The sequence below is a fragment of the Vitreoscilla filiformis genome (assembly GCF_002222655.1).
GTDB classification, from domain to species: domain Bacteria; phylum Pseudomonadota; class Gammaproteobacteria; order Burkholderiales; family Burkholderiaceae_C; genus Ideonella; species Ideonella filiformis.
In genome coordinates this window covers 1222327-1239708 of record NZ_CP022423.1, presented here as the reverse complement: position 1 = coordinate 1239708, position 17382 = coordinate 1222327, and the positions used below count along the sequence as shown (strand labels likewise).

15 protein-coding genes are annotated in these 17382 nt (G+C 63.0%); 11 read left to right on the top strand and 4 right to left on the bottom strand.

Going from position 1 to position 17382, the window contains the following annotated elements; genetic code table 11:
• The first annotated feature begins 168 nt into the window (after window positions 1-168).
• Both VITFI_RS05790 and VITFI_RS05785 read left to right on the top strand, forming a co-directional pair.
• The gene (locus tag VITFI_RS05790; protein WP_089417989.1) at window positions 169-942 is read left to right on the top strand and encodes a Crp/Fnr family transcriptional regulator; all 774 of its coding nucleotides are present in this window, start codon (window positions 169-171) and stop codon (window positions 940-942) included.
• Window positions 943-1629: 687 nt separating this feature from the next.
• Window positions 1630-1989 (top strand): endonuclease domain-containing protein, encoded by a 360-nt coding sequence (locus VITFI_RS05785; RefSeq protein WP_089416160.1) that lies wholly within the window; start codon window positions 1630-1632, stop codon window positions 1987-1989.
• Window positions 1990-2023: 34 nt separating this feature from the next.
• On the opposite strand, the gene VITFI_RS05780 is transcribed toward VITFI_RS05785, so the two are convergent.
• From VITFI_RS05780 to VITFI_RS05770, 3 genes are all read right to left on the bottom strand, one after another.
• Entirely contained in the window at window positions 2024-3709 is a 1686-nt protein-coding gene (locus VITFI_RS05780; protein WP_089416159.1) for an electron transfer flavoprotein-ubiquinone oxidoreductase, read from the bottom strand.
• Window positions 3710-3792: 83 nt separating this feature from the next.
• Window positions 3793-4539, bottom strand: coding sequence for a response regulator transcription factor (locus VITFI_RS05775; RefSeq protein ID WP_198301641.1), 747 nt, complete (start codon window positions 4537-4539; stop codon window positions 3793-3795).
• On the bottom strand, window positions 4536-6368 hold the full coding sequence (locus VITFI_RS05770; protein WP_089416158.1) for an ATP-binding protein: 1833 nt from the start codon (window positions 6366-6368) through the stop codon (window positions 4536-4538). The genes VITFI_RS05775 and VITFI_RS05770 overlap by 4 nt, the downstream gene beginning before the upstream one ends.
• A 243-nt stretch (window positions 6369-6611) precedes the next feature.
• On the opposite strand from VITFI_RS05770, the gene VITFI_RS05765 reads away from it, so the two are divergent.
• From VITFI_RS05765 to VITFI_RS05740, 6 genes are all read left to right on the top strand, one after another.
• On the top strand, window positions 6612-8255 hold the full coding sequence (locus VITFI_RS05765) for an acyl-CoA synthetase (protein ID WP_089416157.1): 1644 nt from the start codon (window positions 6612-6614) through the stop codon (window positions 8253-8255).
• Window positions 8256-8345: 90 nt separating this feature from the next.
• Complete coding sequence (locus VITFI_RS05760; protein WP_089416156.1) at window positions 8346-10136, top strand: acyl-CoA dehydrogenase; 1791 nt, start codon at window positions 8346-8348, stop codon at window positions 10134-10136.
• A 31-nt stretch (window positions 10137-10167) separates the two neighbouring features.
• The gene (locus VITFI_RS05755; RefSeq protein ID WP_089416155.1) at window positions 10168-10635 is read left to right on the top strand and encodes a MaoC family dehydratase; all 468 of its coding nucleotides are present in this window, start codon (window positions 10168-10170) and stop codon (window positions 10633-10635) included.
• Window positions 10636-10638: 3 nt separating this feature from the next.
• Window positions 10639-11391 carry an electron transfer flavoprotein subunit beta/FixA family protein gene (locus tag VITFI_RS05750; protein ID WP_089416154.1) on the top strand — a complete coding sequence of 251 codons (753 nt, stop codon included), beginning with the start codon at window positions 10639-10641 and terminating at the stop codon, window positions 11389-11391.
• Window position 11392: 1 nt separating this feature from the next.
• Complete coding sequence (locus VITFI_RS05745) at window positions 11393-12319, top strand: electron transfer flavoprotein subunit alpha/FixB family protein (RefSeq protein WP_089416153.1); 927 nt, start codon at window positions 11393-11395, stop codon at window positions 12317-12319.
• Between the two features lie 109 nt (window positions 12320-12428).
• The gene (locus VITFI_RS05740) at window positions 12429-14075 is read left to right on the top strand and encodes a fatty acid--CoA ligase (RefSeq protein ID WP_089416152.1); all 1647 of its coding nucleotides are present in this window, start codon (window positions 12429-12431) and stop codon (window positions 14073-14075) included.
• Here the strand turns inward: VITFI_RS05740 and VITFI_RS05735 are convergent.
• Window positions 14032-14349: a helix-turn-helix domain-containing protein gene (locus VITFI_RS05735; protein ID WP_089416151.1), complete on the bottom strand. Its 318-nt coding sequence runs from the start codon at window positions 14347-14349 to the stop codon at window positions 14032-14034. The two genes, VITFI_RS05740 and VITFI_RS05735, sit on opposite strands and share 44 nt — an antisense overlap.
• A 357-nt stretch (window positions 14350-14706) precedes the next feature.
• On the opposite strand from VITFI_RS05735, the gene VITFI_RS05730 reads away from it, so the two are divergent.
• From VITFI_RS05730 to VITFI_RS05720, 3 genes are read left to right on the top strand one after another with little or no spacing between them, the layout of a single operon-like run.
• Window positions 14707-16020: a DUF3696 domain-containing protein gene (locus tag VITFI_RS05730; protein ID WP_089416150.1), complete on the top strand. Its 1314-nt coding sequence runs from the start codon at window positions 14707-14709 to the stop codon at window positions 16018-16020.
• A 10-nt stretch (window positions 16021-16030) separates the two neighbouring features.
• The gene (locus tag VITFI_RS05725) at window positions 16031-16546 is read left to right on the top strand and encodes a hypothetical protein (RefSeq protein ID WP_089416149.1); all 516 of its coding nucleotides are present in this window, start codon (window positions 16031-16033) and stop codon (window positions 16544-16546) included.
• Complete coding sequence (locus tag VITFI_RS05720) at window positions 16543-17256, top strand: RNA ligase family protein (protein ID WP_089416148.1); 714 nt, start codon at window positions 16543-16545, stop codon at window positions 17254-17256. Before VITFI_RS05725 ends, VITFI_RS05720 begins: the two co-directional genes overlap by 4 nt.
• The last annotated feature ends 126 nt before the right edge of the window (window positions 17257-17382 follow it).

The window sequence follows — 17382 nt, the reverse complement described above, 5'->3', positions numbered from 1 at the left end:
GCGATGGAGGGCATCCTAGGGCGGGCTTTGACGCCATGTTGTCGGCTGGACGACAATCTCCGGGCTTCTCCGGGGGGGAGTTTCCCAGGGGTGCATGGTTCTGGGGCATGGCCTTCCGGATTTCTCCGTGGTCATTCGTCCCGCTCGTCAGGCATGCTGCGCTTCACGATGTCCCCAGAATCCCCTTCTCCTGGCCTGTCGCGTCTGCGCGACCGGGCGCGCTTGCTCACCGATGCCGAACTGGCCGGAGTGCCTTGGCTGGGCCTGCTCAGCCCCGAGGATCGCGACCACGCCCTGCGCGACATGCGCGTAGCCACCGCCGCCCCCGGCGATTTGATTTGCCGCATTGGTCGCCCCGCCACCTTCTGGTTCGGCGTGATCGATGGCCTGCTCAAAATGAGCAACGACGCCAGCCAAGGCCCGATGATCACGTTCACTGGCGTGCCGCCCGGTGCGTGGTTTGGCGAGGGCACGCTGCTCAAGCGGGAAAGTTACCGCTACAACATCGAAGCCCTGCGCACCACCCGCGTGGCTGGGCTGCCGATGCAAACCTTCCACGAGTTGTTGGACCGCAGCATCCCGTTCAACCGTTTTGTGTTGAACCAGTTGAACGAGCGCCTGGGCCAGTTCATCGCCGCCCGCGAAACCGACCGCCACAACGACCCCGACACCCGTGTAGCGCGCAACCTGGCGGCGCTGTTTCACCCGGTGCTTTACCCGGGCGTGGGCGAGGTGTTGCGTATCACGCAGCAGGAGTTGGGTTACTTGGTGGGGTTGTCGCGCCAGCGGGTGAACGAGGCGCTGAAGGATTTGCAAGGGTTGGGGCTGATCCGCATCGAATACGGCGGCCTGCGGGTGCTGGATTTGACGGGTTTGCGCGGCTACCGACCCCAGCCGAAACGCGGCAAATCGGAGGCTGCGGAGCGCTTGCCACCGCGTTAAACAGAACTGGATGTGACGGAAGCGTTTCCCCTCTCCCCTTGCGGGAGAGGGGCTGGGGGAGAGGGGTTCGCAACGCACCGCCCTCTCCACAGCGGGCCTCTGCTATTCAACCCACCTGCTAAACAAAACTGGATGTGACGGAAGCGTTTCCCCTCTCCCCAACCCCTCTCCCGCAAGGGGAGAGGGGCTTTTTTCAGGGAACGCTCGTGCCACCATTGCACACGCACTGGCACCGCTCGGCTCCCCTCTCCCCTTGCGGGAGAGGGGCTGGGGGAGAGGGGTTCGCAACGCACCGCCCTCTCTTCACCGCGCCTTTGCTATTCAACCCACCTGCTAAACAAAACTGGATGTGACGGAAGCGTTTCCCCTCTCCCCAACCCCTCTCCCACAAGGGGAGAGGGGCTTTTTTAGGGAACGCTCGTGCTGCCATTGCACACGCACTGGCACCGCTCCGCTCCCCTCTCCCCTTGCGGGAGAGGGGCTGGGGGAGAGGGGTTCGCAACGCACCGCCCTCTCTTCACCGCGCCTCTGCTATTCAACCCACCTGCTAAACAAAACTGGATGTGACGGAAGCGTTTTCCCCTCCCCCCAACCCCTCTCCCGCAAGGGGAGAGGGGCTTTTTTCAGGGAACGCTCGTGCCACCATTGCACACGCACTGGCACCGCTCGACTCCCCTCTCCCCCGCCATGCCCCCTACCCCACTGCTAACCATCTGGGTCAGTGAGCGTGCCCGTGAGCTGCGCCGCGAACAAACGCCACAAGAACAGCAACTTTGGGCCTGCCTGCGTGCCAAACGATTCGCCGGCCACAAATTCCGGCGCCAAATGCCCATTGGCCGTTACATCGCGGATTTCGTCTGCCTCCATGCCCGCCTGATCATCGAGCTGGACGGCGGCCAGCACCACACCCAGCAAGATCACGACGCCATGCGCGATGCCTGGCTGCGCAGCCAGGGGTTTGAAGTGCTGCGGGTGTGGAACAGCCATTGGCAGACCGATCCACAAGCGGTGCTGGAGGCCATTGGGCAGGCATTGGAGCAGAGGTAGCGCTTCCCCGACGCCCCGCTAATACCTGCCCGCCTTACATCCCCGCGTAGTTCGGCCCGCCGCTGCCCTCAGGCGTCACCCAGACGATGTTTTGCGTCGGGTCTTTGATGTCACAAGTTTTGCAGTGCAGGCAGTTTTGGGCGTTGATCACCAACTGATCCGCCCCGTCCTTGTTCACAAACTCGTACACCCCCGCCGGGCAGTAACGCGCTTCCGGCCCACCATAACGCGCCAGATTCACCGCCACCGGCACGCTGGCATCCTTGAGCGTCAAGTGTGCTGGCTGCTCTTCCTCGTGGTTGGTGTTGCTGATGAACACCGAGCTGAGGCGGTCAAACGTCAGCTTGCCATCGGGCTTCGGGTAATCGATCTTGGGGCACTGGTTCGCAGGCTTGAGGCGGGTGTGGTCGGCCTCGGTGCGGTGGATCGTCCAGCGTGGCACCTTCATGCCCAGCTTCGGCATCAGCCATTGTTCGATGCCCGTCATCAACGCGCCCACGGTGTTGCCCTTCTTGAACCACTGCTTGAAGTTCTTGGCGCGCAGCAGCTCGGCGTGCAGCCAGCTTTGTTCAAATGCAGCCGGGTAGGCGGCCAACTCGTCTTGCGCCCGGCCTTCCGCCAAAGCGGCAAACGCGGCTTCGGCGGCCAACATGCCGGACTTGATCGCCGCATGGCTGCCCTTGATGCGCGAGGCGTTGAGCATGCCCGCATCGCAGCCCACCAGCGCCCCACCCGGAAACACCAGCTTGGGCAGCGACAGGATGCCCCCCGCCGTGATCGCCCGCGCACCGTAGCCCAGGCGCTTGCCGCCCTCGATGTGCTGGCGCACGCTGGGGTGCGTCTTCCAGCGCTGCATTTCCTCGAACGGCGACAGCCACGGGTTTTGGTAATCCAAGCCGACGACGTAACCCAGCGTCACCTTGTTGCCTTCCAGGTGGTAGAGGAAACCACCGCCGTAGGTGTCCCCGTCCATCGGCCAGCCGGCGGTGTGAACCACCAGGCCGGGCTGGGCTTTGTCCGCCGGCACTTCCCACAGCTCTTTGATGCCCAGGGCGTAGCTTTGCGGGTCTTTGCCGGCATCCAGTTGGAACTTGGCGATGAGCTGCTTGCCCAGGTGGCCGCGTGCGCCTTCGGCAAAGATCGTGTACTTGCCCAGCAAGTCCATGCCGAGCTGGAAGTTGTCGGTCGGCTCGCCGTCTTTGCCCAGGCCCATGTGGCCAGTGGCCACGCCCTTCACGCGGCCTTGTTCGTCGTACAGCACTTCCGCTGCCGTGAAGCCGGGGAAAATTTCCACGCCCAGCGCTTCGGCTTGCTCGCCCAGCCACTTGGTCACCGCGCCCAGGCTGATGACGTAGTTGCCGTGGTTGTGGAAGCACTCCGGCACCAGCCAATCCGGGGTTTGTTGTGCGCCGTCGGCGGAGAGAAACAGCACTTGGTCGCCGGTGACGGGTTGGAGCAGTGGTGCGCCCTGCTCTTTCCAGTCGGGGATGAGTTCGGTCAGCGCACGCGGATCCATCACCGCGCCGGACAGAATGTGCGCCCCCGGCTCCGAACCCTTTTCGAGCACCACCACGTTGACCTCTTGGCCCTTCTCGGCGGCCAATTGCTTGAGGCGAATCGCCGTGGCCAGGCCCGCCGGCCCTGCGCCAACGATCACAACGTCATAGTCCATCGACTCGCGTGGGCCGAATTGTTCGAGCAGGGCTTGGGGGGTGATCATGGGTCAGGTCTCGTGTGGGGTTGTGGTGGAAAGGCCGTGCAAACGCGGGGCGCGAGCATGGCAGCAAAACGCTGCCTTGGCTGTCACGACCAAGTCACTGCGGCAGAAAAAACATAACCGGCGCCGTACACCGTTTTGATGATTTTGGGATTTTGCGGGTCAAGTTCGAGTTTGCGGCGCAAACGGGAGATGCGCACATCGATGCTGCGGTCGTTGGGCGACAAATCGCGCTGGCCGACGAGCTGTTCCCGCGTCAAGATTTGGTGCGGATGTTCGATGAACGCCCGCAGCACCTGCACTTCGGCGGTGCCCAAGAGGTGTTCGGTGCCATCGTCGGCGCGCAGGATGTTGGCGGCACAGTCCAGGCGCCAGCCCAGGAAGCTGGCGTGGCGCCGCACTGGCGTCAAACACGGCCCGGCGGTGCTGGGTGCGGCGCGGCGCCGCAAAATCGAGCGCACCCGCGCCACCAACTCACGCGGTTCGAACGGTTTGGTCACATAGTCATCGCCGCCCAACTCCAGCCCCATCACGCGGTCCACCGGATGCGCCCGCCCGGTCAAGATCAACACCCCGGCGTTGCTGAGGGTGCCGATTTGGCGCACCAAGTCGATGCCATCCATGTCGGGCAAACCGAGATCGACGATGCACAGGTCGGGCCGCTCGGTGTGCAAGCGCCGCAGCACGGTCGCCCCGCTGCGGAAGGATTCGGTGGCGAAGCCGAAGTCGTGCAGCGCCATCACCACCAGGCGGTTGATGGCGTCGTCGTCCTCGATGATGTAGATGAGCGGCTGGGCCGGCAGGGAGGCGTTGGACAACATGGCAAAACTCATGGCAAGGGGCTCTCCAGGGTCTCCAGAAAGCGCGCCAACTCCCCTTGGGTGAAGGGTTTGGCGAGGATGGGGAAATCGTCGTCGGTGGAAACGTCGGCGGGGGCGTAGCCGCTCATCAAGGCGATGCGCTGCACCCGTCCGGCTTCACGCGCCAGCCGCGCCAAGCGCCGCCCATCGACCCCACCGGGCATGACGACATCGGACAGCAACAACTGGATGTCCGGAATTTGCTCCAGCAGCGGCAGGGCTTCGGCGCCGTTGTCGGCTTCGATCACGGCGTACCCCAGATGCAGCAATTGCGCCCGCACCACGCGGCGCACCTGCGGTTCGTCTTCCACCAACAAGGCCAGGCCGCGTGCGGGCGTGGGTTCGGTGGTGGCATCGACATCCGTGTCGGCGGCGGTGTCTTCGGCCTCGTCCTCGGCCAGCGGCAGCCAGATCGACACCGTCGTGCCCGCGCCCAGCGTGCTCGTCACATCGATGGCACCGCCGGACTGGCGCACAAAGTCATGCACCATCGCCAAGCCCAAGCCGGTGCCCAAGCCGGGCCGCTTGGTGGTGAAAAACGGTTCGAAGACCCGCGCCCGCGTGGCCGCATCCATGCCGATGCCGTCGTCGGTGACATCCAGGCGCACATAGCGGCCAGCGGGCAGGCCCAGCGGTTCGCGGGCTTCCAGGTGGGTGCGAATCCAGATGCGCCCATCCAGCCCCGGCGCGATGGCGTCCCGCGCATTGATGAGCAAATTCAGCAGCGCGTTTTGCAACAGGTTCGGGTCGGTCCAGGCCCACAGCGGTTCGGCGGCGGTTTCGACGCTCAGGCTGAGGTGCTCCGGCAGCGAGCGGCGCACGGTTTCGATTTGGGCCGCCACCTCGACCGCCTGCGGCTCCAGCGGCTGCTGGCGCGAGAACGACAGCAACCCCTTGATGAGTTCCGCACCGCGTCGCGCCGCTTGCACAGCGGGATCGACAAACTCGGCCACCATCTCATCGCCAGGGCGTGCATCCGCCAAGGCGCTGAGGTTGCCGATGATGACGGTCAGCAGGTTGTTGAAATCGTGCGCCAGGCCGCCGGTGAGCTGGCCCAGGGCTTCCATTTTTTGCGCCTGCACCAGCATTTCGTGCGAGCGTTTTTGTTCGGTGATGTCAAACGTCAGCTCGAAGCAGCCGACCACCGCGCCATCCGACGAACGCTCGGGGATGAGCGAGGTGCGCACCATCACCTTGCGCCCGCAAATCTGCTGCAACTCGTATTCGAACGTGACGGGCCGACCCGCCAGCGCCTCGGCGACGTTCGGGCGGATGCTCTCGTAAGTGGTGCTGCCCAAATACTCGCGGGCGCTCACCCGTTCGGGATGGCGCGGATTCAGCCCGAACCACTCCTGATACCCCCGATTGATGTAACGGTAGTTGCGATGCCGGTCAAAGTAGGCGATGAGCGCCGGGATTGAATCGGTGATGAGGCGCATCTGCGCCTCGCTGCGCTGCAACGAACGGGCGATGGCTTCGTTTTGCGCATTGGCCGCCCGCAACTGGGCGTTGATGGCTTGCAGCTCGCGGGTGCGCTCGGCCACGCGCAGGGCGAGTTCGGTGTGGGCGTCCGGCGCTTCTTCGCCGCGCAGGACGTGGTGCCGCAGCAGGTGCTCAAACGGCAACCCCGGTTGCACCAGCTCGGGCGGCAAATCGAGCAATTGCAGAAACGCCTGATTCCACGCCACCAAACACAAGTCATGATCGAAGACCGACAGGCCTTGCGCCAGCCGATCCAGCGCATGTTGCAAAGCGAGGTGCGGCGGGGGCGGCGTGTCGGTGGAAACGGGAGGGTGGGGCATGCGAACACGGGCGCCAAGGCCGTCATGACAGGCGGTTGATCCAGGAGCCGGAAGGGGGCCGACAGGCTGTCGTCAGGATTCTAGGAGCGCCCTTCCCAGCGCCACTGCCCTTGCAAACATTCGTCACATTCGCTGGGGCTTGTTGAAAACATCCTCCGCAATCATCCCGGCCAACCCGCCGACGAGACTGCGCTGGATGAACAACGCGGGGCCTCAGCGACGACGATTCAGGAGACGTGAACCATGAGCCGGATGAACCCTTACGACCTCGGTCTGGACAAGAACCCCGCCAACTACGTGGCGCTCTCGCCGCTGAGCTACATCGAGCGCACCGCTGCCATTTACCCGCAGCGCACCGCCCTCATTTACGGCGAACGCCGCCAAACCTGGGCGCAAACCTACGAGCGCTGCCGCCGTCTGGCCAGCGCGCTGGTGGCCAAGGGCGTGGGCAAGGGCGACACCGTCGCCGTCATGCTGCCCAACGTGCCGGCGATGTACGAAATGCACTTCGGCGTGCCGATGACGGGCGCCGTGGTCAACACCCTGAACACCCGCCTCGACCCGGAAGCCCTGGCCTTCATGCTGCAACACGGCGAAGCCAAGGTGCTGTTCACCGACCGCGAATTCGCCCCGGTGATGGAAAAGGCGCTGGCCATGCTCGGCCCGAAGCGCCCGTTCGTGGTGGAGGTCGAAGACGACACCGCGCCGATGGGCCGCCGCCTCGGCCAAATTTCGTATGAAGCGTTCTTGGCCGAAGGCAACCCGAACCACGTCTGGCAACTGCCCGGCGACGAGTGGGACGCCATCTCGCTGAACTACACCAGCGGCACCACCGGCAACCCCAAGGGCGTGGTGACGCACCATCGCGGCGCCTACCTGAACGCGGCCAGCAACGTCATCTCGTGGCAAATGCCGCACCACAGCGTCTACCTGTGGACGCTGCCGATGTTCCACTGCAACGGCTGGTGCTTCCCCTGGACGATGGCGCTGATCGCCGGCACCAGCGTGTGCCTGCGCCGCGTCGATCCGGTGCAAATTTTTGGCCTGATCCGCGAGCACCGCATCACCCACATGTGCGGCGCGCCCATCGTCTACAGCATGCTGATCAACGCGCCGGAAGAGGTGCGCCAGGGCATCGAGCACACCATCCACGGCCAAATCGCCGGCGCGGCGCCGCCGGTGGCGGTGATCGAGGGCTGCGAAGCCGCCGGCATTGAGCTGACCCACGTTTACGGTCTGACCGAGGTTTATGGCCCGGCTGCCGTCTGCGCCAAGCAGGATGATTGGGCTGAGCTGGGTCTGATGGAGCGTGCGCAGAAGAACGGTCGCCAAGGGGTGGCCGCACCGATGCAACAAGCCATCGCCGTGCTCGATCCGGAAACCATGGAACCCGTGCCCGCCGATGGCGAAACCATGGGCGAAATTTTCTTCCGGGGCAACGTGGTGATGAAGGGTTACCTGAAGAACCCGAGCGCCACCGACGAAGCCTTCGCCGGCGGCTGGTTCCACACCGGCGACTTGGCGGTGATGCACCCGGACGGCTACGTCAAGATCAAGGATCGCAGCAAGGACATCATCATCTCCGGCGGCGAAAACATCTCCTCCATCGAGGTGGAAGACACGCTGCACCGTCACCCGGCGGTGATGTTGGCTGCTGTCGTGGCCCAGCCGGACGCCAAGTGGGGTGAAGTGCCCTGCGCCTTCGTCGAGCTGAAGACCAACGCGGTGGCGTCTGAAGAAGAAATCATCGAGTTCTGCCGCAGCCAGATGGCGCGCTTCAAGGTGCCCAAGCGCATTGAGTTCTGCATCCTGCCCAAGACCTCGACCGGCAAGATCCAGAAGTACGTGTTGCGCAACCAAATCAAGTCGTCCAGCGCCATCGAGTGACGCTGAACGCGGAACGCTCAGCGTCCGCCCCGATTGCAGATTTCGCCCGTGGCCATGAGGCTGACGGGCCCCCTTTTCGGAGAAATTCAGATGAGTACCTACGCCGCCCCGCTGCGCGACATGCTGTTTGCGATGAAGGAAGTCGGTGGGCTGGATGCGATTGCCGCCCAGCCTGGCCGTGAAGAGGTCAGCGCCGATCTGGTGGAAGCCATCCTCGAAGAAGCCGGCAAGTTCGCCTCCGGCGTGCTCGACCCGATCAACCGCACGGGCGACAAAATCGGTGCCCGCTGGAGCACCGGCAACGTCGTCACCGCCGCGCCGGGCTTCAAAGAAGCCTACGACTCGTTCTGCGAAACCGGCTGGCACGCCATGCCCGCCCGCACCGAGTTCGGTGGCCAAGGCTTGCCGACGCTGGTGTCCACCGCCGTGGCGGAAATGTGGAAGTCGGCCGGCCTGGGCTTCAGCCTGTGCCAAATGCTGACGCAAGGTGCGGTCGAAGCCATCGCCCACCACGGCAGCGAAGAACTCAAGGCCAAATACCTGCCCAACATGGTGTCCGGCAAGTGGACGGGCACCATGAACCTGACCGAGCCGCAAGCCGGCTCCGACCTGGCCGCCGTGCGCACCAAGGCCGTGCCGGAAGGTGATCACTACCGAGTCAGCGGCACCAAGATCTTCATCACCTGGGGTGAGCACGATCTGGCGGAAAACATCATCCACCTGGTGCTGGCCCGCCTGCCGGACGCGCCCGAAGGCGTGAAGGGCATCTCGCTGTTCGTTTGCCCGAAGTTCCTGGTGAACGACGACGGCTCGCTGGGCGAGCGCAACGACCTGGCCTGCACCTCCATCGAACACAAGATGGGCATCCACGGCAGCCCGACCTCGGTGATGAGCTTCGGCGACGGCCCTGGCGCCATCGGCTACCTGGTGGGCGAGGCGCACAAGGGTCTGTCGTACATGTTCACCATGATGAACCACGCCCGCGTGAACGTGGGCTTGGAAGGCTTGGGCGTGTCCGAGCGGGCTTACCAGCACGCCCGTGAATACGCGCTGGAACGCGTGCAAGGCCGCACCCTGGTGGCCGGTTCGCGCACCATCATTGGCCACCCGGATGTGCGCCGCATGTTGATGGACATGAAGGCCCGCACCGAAGCCATGCGCGCCCTGGCCTACTACGCTGCGGGCTTGCTGGATCGCGCCGCCGGTCACGAAGACGCGGGCGTGCGCGCCCAAAGCCAAAGCCGTGCCGAGCTGCTCACCCCGGTGGTGAAGGGCTGGTGCACGGAAGTGGCGCAAACTGTGACGTACACCGGCGTGCAAATCCACGGCGGCATGGGTTTCATTGAAGAAACCGGCGCGGCGCAATACATGCGCGACGCCCACATCACCACCATCTACGAGGGCACGACCGGCATCCAAGCCAATGACTTGGTGGGCCGCAAGCTGTGCCGCGAAGGTGGCAGCACCATGGCCGCCCTGCTGGCCGATGTGCGCGCCGACGCCCAGCGCATGGTGGAAGAAGGCCAATCCTGCGGCACCGACGGCCTGGGCCGCAGCCTGCTGCAAAGCGTGGACGCGCTCAACACCGCCACCCAATACCTGCTGGCCACCTACGCCGGCAACCCGGCAGCGGTGAACGCAGCGGCGGTGCCCTTCCTCAAGCTGACCGGCAACGTGGTGAGCGGCTGGTTGCTGGCCCGGTTGGCCGAATGTGCGGCGGCGCAAATCGCCGCCGGCAGCGCCGACTACGATTTCCTGCAAGCCAAGGTCGTCACCGCCCGCCACTACATGGCGCATGTGATGAGCGAGTGCAGCGGCCTGCAAGCCGTTGTCACCGAAGGCGCTGCCACCACGCTGGGCCTGTCGGACAGCCAGTTCTGATTCCGCCCGCCGCACACTTCAGGGAAGCCCCATGAACCACCTCAACGGCTACGACGTCGAAGACCTGCGCGAAGGCATGAGCGCCAGTTTTTCGAAGACCATCACCGAGGCGGACATCGTGTTGTTCGCCGGTGTCTCCGGCGACAACAACGCTGTACACACCAACGAAGAATTCGCCGCTACGACTCAGTTTGGCGGGCGCATCGCCCACGGTTTCCTGACCGCCAGCGTGATCTCGGCGGCTGTGGCCAATCGCCTGCCCGGGCCGGGCACGGTGTACCTCGGGCAGCAACTGCGTTTCAAAGCCCCCGTTCGCCCGGGTGACACCGTTCACGCCACCGTGACGGTCAAATCGGTCGATCTGGTCAAGGCGCGGGTGACGCTGGAAACGGTGTGCCGGGTGCGCAACGTGGTCGTGATCGATGGCGAAGCGCTGGTGATGACGACCTCCAGCGCACGCCGGGCTGCCCAAGCAGCGGCAGACAACAAAGGAGTTTGAGACATGAAAGCATTGGTCGCGGTCAAACGCGTGGTGGACTACAACGTCAAGGTGCGTGTGAAGTCCGACGGCTCGGGCGTGGACATCGCCAACGTCAAGATGAGCATGAACCCCTTCGACGAGATTGCCGTTGAAGAAGCGGTGCGTCTGAAGGAAAAGGGCGGGGTGACGGAAGTCATCGCCGTGTCCTGCGGGCCGACGCAGTGCCAAGAAACCCTGCGCACCGCCATGGCCATCGGCGCCGATCGCGGCATTTTGGTGGACTGCGGCGCCGACGAGGTACAACCGCTGGCCGTCGCCAAAATCCTCAAGGCGTTGGTGGAAAAAGAAGGCCCGAGCTTGGTGATCCTGGGCAAACAAGCCATTGACGATGACAGCAACCAAACCGGCCAAATGCTGGCGGCGCTGCTGGATCGTCCGCAAGCCACGTTCGCTTCGAAGGTGGAACTGAGCGCCGACGCCGCCACCGTCACCCGCGAGGTGGACGGCGGCCTGGAAACCGTGCGCGTGAGCCTGCCGGCCATCATCACCACGGACTTGCGCCTGAACGAGCCGCGTTATGTGACGCTGCCCAACATCATGAAGGCCAAGAAAAAGCCGCTGGCCACCGTCAAGCCCGCCGATCTGGGCGTGGACGTGGCGCCGCGCCTGAAGACCTTGAAGGTCGCTGAACCGCCGGTGCGCGGTGCGGGCGTGAAGGTGGCCGACGTGGCCGCGCTGGTGGAAAAACTCAAGAACGAAGCCAAGGTGATCTGAGATGGCCGTCCTCGTCATTGCTGAACACGACAACGCGCACCTCAAGGGCGCAACCCTCAACACCGTGACCGCCGCCGCCCAACTGGGTGAGGTGCATGTGCTGGTGGCCGGCTCGGGTGCTGCTGCGGTGGCGGCTGCGGCGGCGCAAGTCGCCGGGGTGGCCAAGGTGCTGCACGCTGACGGTGCGAGCCTGGCCGAAGGCCTGGCGGAAAACCTGGCCGCGCAAGTGCTGGCCATCGCTGGCGGTTACAGCCATATCCTGTTCCCGGCCACCGCCAGCGGCAAGAACACCGCCCCGCGTGTGGCTGCCAAGCTGGACGTGGCGCAACTGAGCGACATCACCAAAGTGGTGAGCGCCGACACGTTCGAGCGCCCGATCTACGCTGGCAACGCCATCGCCACGGTGCAAAGCACCGATGCGGTAAAGGTCATCACCGTGCGCACCACCGGGTTTGATGCTGCCGGCCAAGGTGGCGCCGCCGCAGTGGAAAGCATCGCCGCTGTGGGCGCCAGCGCGCAAAGCGCCTTCGTGGGCCGCGAAGTCACCAAGAGCGACCGCCCGGAGTTGACCGCCGCCAAGGTGATCGTCTCCGGTGGCCGCGCCATGGGTTCGAGCGACAAGTTCAACGAAGTGCTGACGCCGCTGGCCGACAAGCTGGGCGCCGCGCTGGGCGCCAGCCGTGCCGCCGTCGATGCGGGTTATGCGCCGAACGATTGGCAAGTCGGGCAAACCGGCAAGATCGTCGCACCGAGTTTGTATGTCGCTTGCGGCATCTCGGGCGCGATCCAGCATTTGGCCGGCATGAAGGATTCGAAGGTGATCGTGGCGATCAACAAGGATCCGGAAGCACCGATTTTCAGCGTCGCCGACTACGGCCTGGAAGCCGATCTGTTCGCAGCGGTGCCGGAGCTGGTCAGCAAGCTCTGAGGCCGTTTTAGAACCCTCCACGTCTCGACCCGACGAGACTTTCAAACCCCCATCAGCCCCGTTGATGGGGGTTTTTTTCGCCCCTTGATAACAAACGGAGACCCCGACCATGCCCATCGATCCCATCACCCCCACGCCCTCGGCCTACGGTTACCCGCTGCTCATCAAGCAGTTGTGGCACACCCCGCTGGCGACGGCGCCCGATCAAGAAATCGTCTACCGCGACCAACTGCGGCTGACCTACCGCGAGGTGCGCCAGCGCGTCGGACGTTTGGCGCATGTGCTGCGCGCCCACGGCGTGCAGCCCGGTGACACGGTGGCGGTGATGGATTGGGACAGCCACCGTTACCTGGAAAGCTACTTCGCCATTCCGATGATGGGCGCGGTGCTGATGACGGCCAATGTGCGGCTCTCGCCCGACCAGATCGTCTACACGCTGACGCACAGCGGCGCCAGCGTCGTGCTGGTGAACGCGGAGTTTTTGCCTTTGTGGCAGCAGATTCGCTCGCAACTGCCGGGCGTGCGCACCGCGCTGTTGCTGGCCGACGAACCGACCGAGCTGCCCGACGGTTTCGCCGGTGAATACGAGGCCCTGCTCACCCGGGCCGCTCACCTGCCGGACTACGAGTTCCCCGATTTCGACGAAAACGCCCGCGCCACGACGTTCTACACCACCGGCACCACGGGGCTGCCCAAGGGGGTGTTCTTCAGCCATCGGCAACTGGTGTTGCACACTTTGGCGGTGCTGGGTGCGCTGGCCAGTGCGCCGGAGCAGGGGCGCGTCAGCCGCAATGACGTGTACATGCCGATCACGCCGATGTTCCACGTTCACGCCTGGGGCATGCCGTTTGTGACCACGGTGCTGGGGTTGAAGCAGGTGTATCCGGGCCGTTATGTGCCGGACATGCTGCTGGCGCTCAAGCAAAAAGAAGGCGTGACCTTCTCGCATTGCGTGCCCACCATCTTGCACATGCTGCTCACCAGCCCGGCGGCGGCTGAGACCGATTTGAAGGGCTGGAAGGTCATCATCGGCGGTTCGGCGCTGACCAAGGGGCTGGCCCAGGCCGGGCTGGATCGTGGCATGGACTTGTTCACCGGCTACGGCATGTCGGAGACTTGCCCGATCCTCACGCTCTCGCAAATCAAGCCGGATTTGATGGGCAACGACCTGGAAGAGCTGGACATCCGCACCCGCACGGGTTTGCCGATTCCGCTGGTCGATTTGCGCATCGTCGATGGCCAAATGGAGGATGTGCCGCACGATGGCCGCAGCCCCGGTGAAGTCGTGGTGCGTGCGCCGTGGCTGACGCAGGGCTATTACCAAAACCCGCAGGCGTCGGAAGTGCTGTGGTCGGGCGGTTACTTGCACACCAACGACATCGGCGTGATCGACCGCCACGGTTACCTGCGCGTCACGGATCGCATCAAGGATGTGATCAAGACGGGGGGCGAGTGGGTGTCGTCGCTGGAGGTGGAAGGGCTGCTGTCGCGCCATCCGAGCGTGAGCGAAGTGGCGGTGATCGGCGTGCCCGACGCGAAATGGGGCGAGCGCCCGATGGCGCTGATCGTGCTGAAACCCGGCGCCAGCGAGGATGTGCCAGGCTTGACAGCGATCATCGACGCCTCGGCCAAGGAAGGCCACATCTCGCGTTATGCCGTGCCGGCGCACTGGCGCTTCGTCGAGAACATCGACAAGACCAGCGTGGGCAAGCTCAACAAGAAGGTGTTGCGGGAGAAGTACACGCCGGAGGTTTGACCCGCCCCACCCCCAACCGCAGCCCCACCACGCCCAGGATGCGGTTCATCGTCTGCACGCTGCCGTCGCTGCGCTCTTGCTCGATGTCTTGCAGGGTGCGGGCGCCGATGCCGGCCAGCTTGGCCAGCTCGGCGGTGGTCAGGCGCATGGTTTTTTTCAGGTGGCGAACGGCTTCGGGCAGCGTCCACTCGGGATGGGCCAGCACGTCTTCGATGGCTTGACGGCGCAGCACCACTTGTTCGGGCAGGGTGAGGGTTTTGTAACGCTTGTCCATGTGGGGCTTTCAAACCCGACAGGCCAGCCGGTGTGCCGCTAAAGCCTACTGCACGGGTTATTTACACGGAATTCTAGGCAAATCATCTCCTTTTTCGGGGGTGATTACACGAAATTCCGTGTTTACAAGAACTACCCCGCCTGCTGTACCACCAACTCCACCGCTCTGGCCACACGCGTAGCTCAGCGTTTAACCACCGACACACCCAATCGATGCACTGGCATGCCCCCCTCACCGAGCCCGTTCGCCGATTGTGGCTGTGCCGAACGGCGCAAAGGACGAATGTGGGCAACTGTCGCGACGGCCAAAACTGGAGAAAGTTGGTGTAGCATCACCAGACTTCAGGGGTTATTGTAGATGTTCACACAACTTAGGCTCACCAACTTCAAAGCTTGGAAAGATACGGGCGACATTGCGCTCAAACCCGTGACCATGCTGCTGGGCACAAACTCATCAGGAAAATCCACCCTGATCCAAAGCTTGCTGCTGCTCAAGCAAACCGTGCAATCACCTGATCGCATGGTGCATTTGAATCTTGGCGGTGACGAAGTCAACGATCTGTTCAACTTCGGTGATTTTGAGGACGTATTACATCAAGCAGCCGAAGCTCCACGTCAGTTTTCGATTGGGTTTGCCTTCCAGCGCCCAAAAGACCCAGAACGTCGCGTTAACTCAGGTCAGCTCAACTGCATCTACGGGCAAGCTTCAAAGGGCAACGTCGTCATTCAGGATCTGGATTTGCAAACTGCTGGCCGGCGCTTCGGGGCTGTTCGCCGCAATAAGGGTGCATTTTCCATCTTGGTGGACGGCGAGACACAACCCGGACTCAGCGGTCGAACTTACGCCCCGGAACGATCGATTGCATTTTCAGCCGACGCCATTGCCGGTCTCAATCAAGATGGTCGCACGGTGGAAGACCTGAGTTTAGCCATTCGCCGTGAATTCGAATCGATTATTTATCTCGGGCCGCTGCGGCGCAGACCGGAGCGAGACTATTCATGGAACAAAACAACACCCGGTGATGTGGGTATTGATGGCCGTGGCGCCGTTGATGCTCTACTAGCCAGTGCGCTGATCAAAGGCCCTGAATACAGATACATTCTGGATGGAGTTTCGCACTGGCTGAATCGGATGAAAGTGGCTGATAAGTTGGACGTTCGTCAGCAAGGCCGCTCCAACCGGTATGAACTCGTCGTGTATCGTGACGGAGTTGCTAGTAATATCCGAGACGTTGGGATCGGCATTTCCCAGGTCTTGCCCGTCTTGGTCATTGCACACTTTGCGCCGCCCGGCAGCACCGTCATTTTAGAAGAGCCAGAAATCCACCTGCACCCGCTGGCCCAGTCCATTTTGGCCGAACTGTTCGGTACCATCAGCCGAGAGCGCAAAGTGCAGTTCATCGTCGAAACACACTCAGAGCACCTGTTTCGCCGGATGCAAACCTTGGTCGCTAGGCAGGAAGCAACACCAAGCACGGTTGCTATGTATTTCATTGAGCGTGATGGTCAGGCAGCAAAGCTGCGTCAACTCGAACTCGACGACTTGGGCCGTGTCAGAAACTGGCCCGCCAGTTTCTTTGGTGATGCACTAGGAGAAACTCGGGAACAAACAGCGCTGGAGATCAAACGTGCTAAAGAATTGAGGGCTACCGATGGCAAGATTTCTAATTGATACCAACGTCATGTTGGCTGCGAGCGCGGTCTTAGAGCTATCTAATGTAGCCACCAGGGCGATGCCACGAGAGATTGAACTGCGACAAATTGTCTATGAATGGCTGGTATCTTTTGAACAATCTAACGACAGGATCGTGATAGACGATCTTGGACTAGTCCGTAAAGAATACGAGCGTAATATGCCATTCGAAGAATGGCATGCACAAGAGTACGGCATCCAAGTGCTTCAAAACAAATTTGATCGTAATCTCGTGGATGAAGTTCCTATTGACGATTTAGAGGCCAATGGTGAGCACATCGCCATCTTAGCCCCAGAGCATGAGAAGTTAGTTAGCGACAGGGAAGATCGAAAATGGGTTGCATGTGCACTGTCTACGCTGATTTTGCATGACGAGTCACCCCCCATCGTCTACGGTGCTGAAACGGATTGGTATATCGCCAAAGATCAACTGGAACGCGTTGGCATTCGCCTTCACCCACTGCTACCCAATGAATGGTATGAGGCTAGAGTCAATCCATCGTGACGGTTGAGTTTTTCCGCTTCCCCCACACCCCCCACCTCACCTGGCTGGGAACGGGCACACCGCGCGATGACAAAGTGCTCTCCCCCGCCGAAGCCCAAGCGCTGCTGGCCGGCGACGTGGTGATCGAAGAAAAGCTGGACGGCGCCAACCTGGGCTTCTCACTCGGGCCAGAGGGTGATCTGCGCGCCCAAAACCGGGGCCAATACCTCACAGAACCGCACACCGGCCAGTTTGTGCGCCTGCCCGCTTGGCTGGCCCAGCATGGCGAGGCGCTGCGGGCCGCGTTGACCCCCGATCTGATCCTGTTCGGCGAATGGTGCGCCGCACGCCATTCTCTGGATTACGCCACCTTGCCCGATTGGTGGCTGCTGTTTGATGTGTACGACCGCACCACCGGCCAGTTCTGGAGCACCCCCCGCCGCAACGCCCTGGGCGCTACGGCTGGATTGGCCACCGTGCCGTCGTTGGCTACGGGCCCCACCAGCGTCCGGGCGTTGACACAGCAAGTCGCCGCCCTGCCGAGCCGTTACCGCCCGGGCCCGCTGGAAGGCTTGGTGATCCGCCAAGAGTCCGCGCTGTGGTGCCAAGCACGCGCCAAACTGGTTCGCGCCGACTTTACACAGGCAATCGAGACCCATTGGCGCCGACGATCCATCACTTGGAACCGCTTGGGCAGCCCCGATGCGTCATCGTGGTGCAACTTCCCCTGACACCGCCCCGCGCCCCCTCAAATGGTGCGCGTGCCCCAGGAAGAACAGGGGTTTGCCTGGAGAAGAACCTGGCACAGTCCCTGCTTATCTTGGTTCGTAACCCAGCGAAGGGTTGCATGGTCTCGT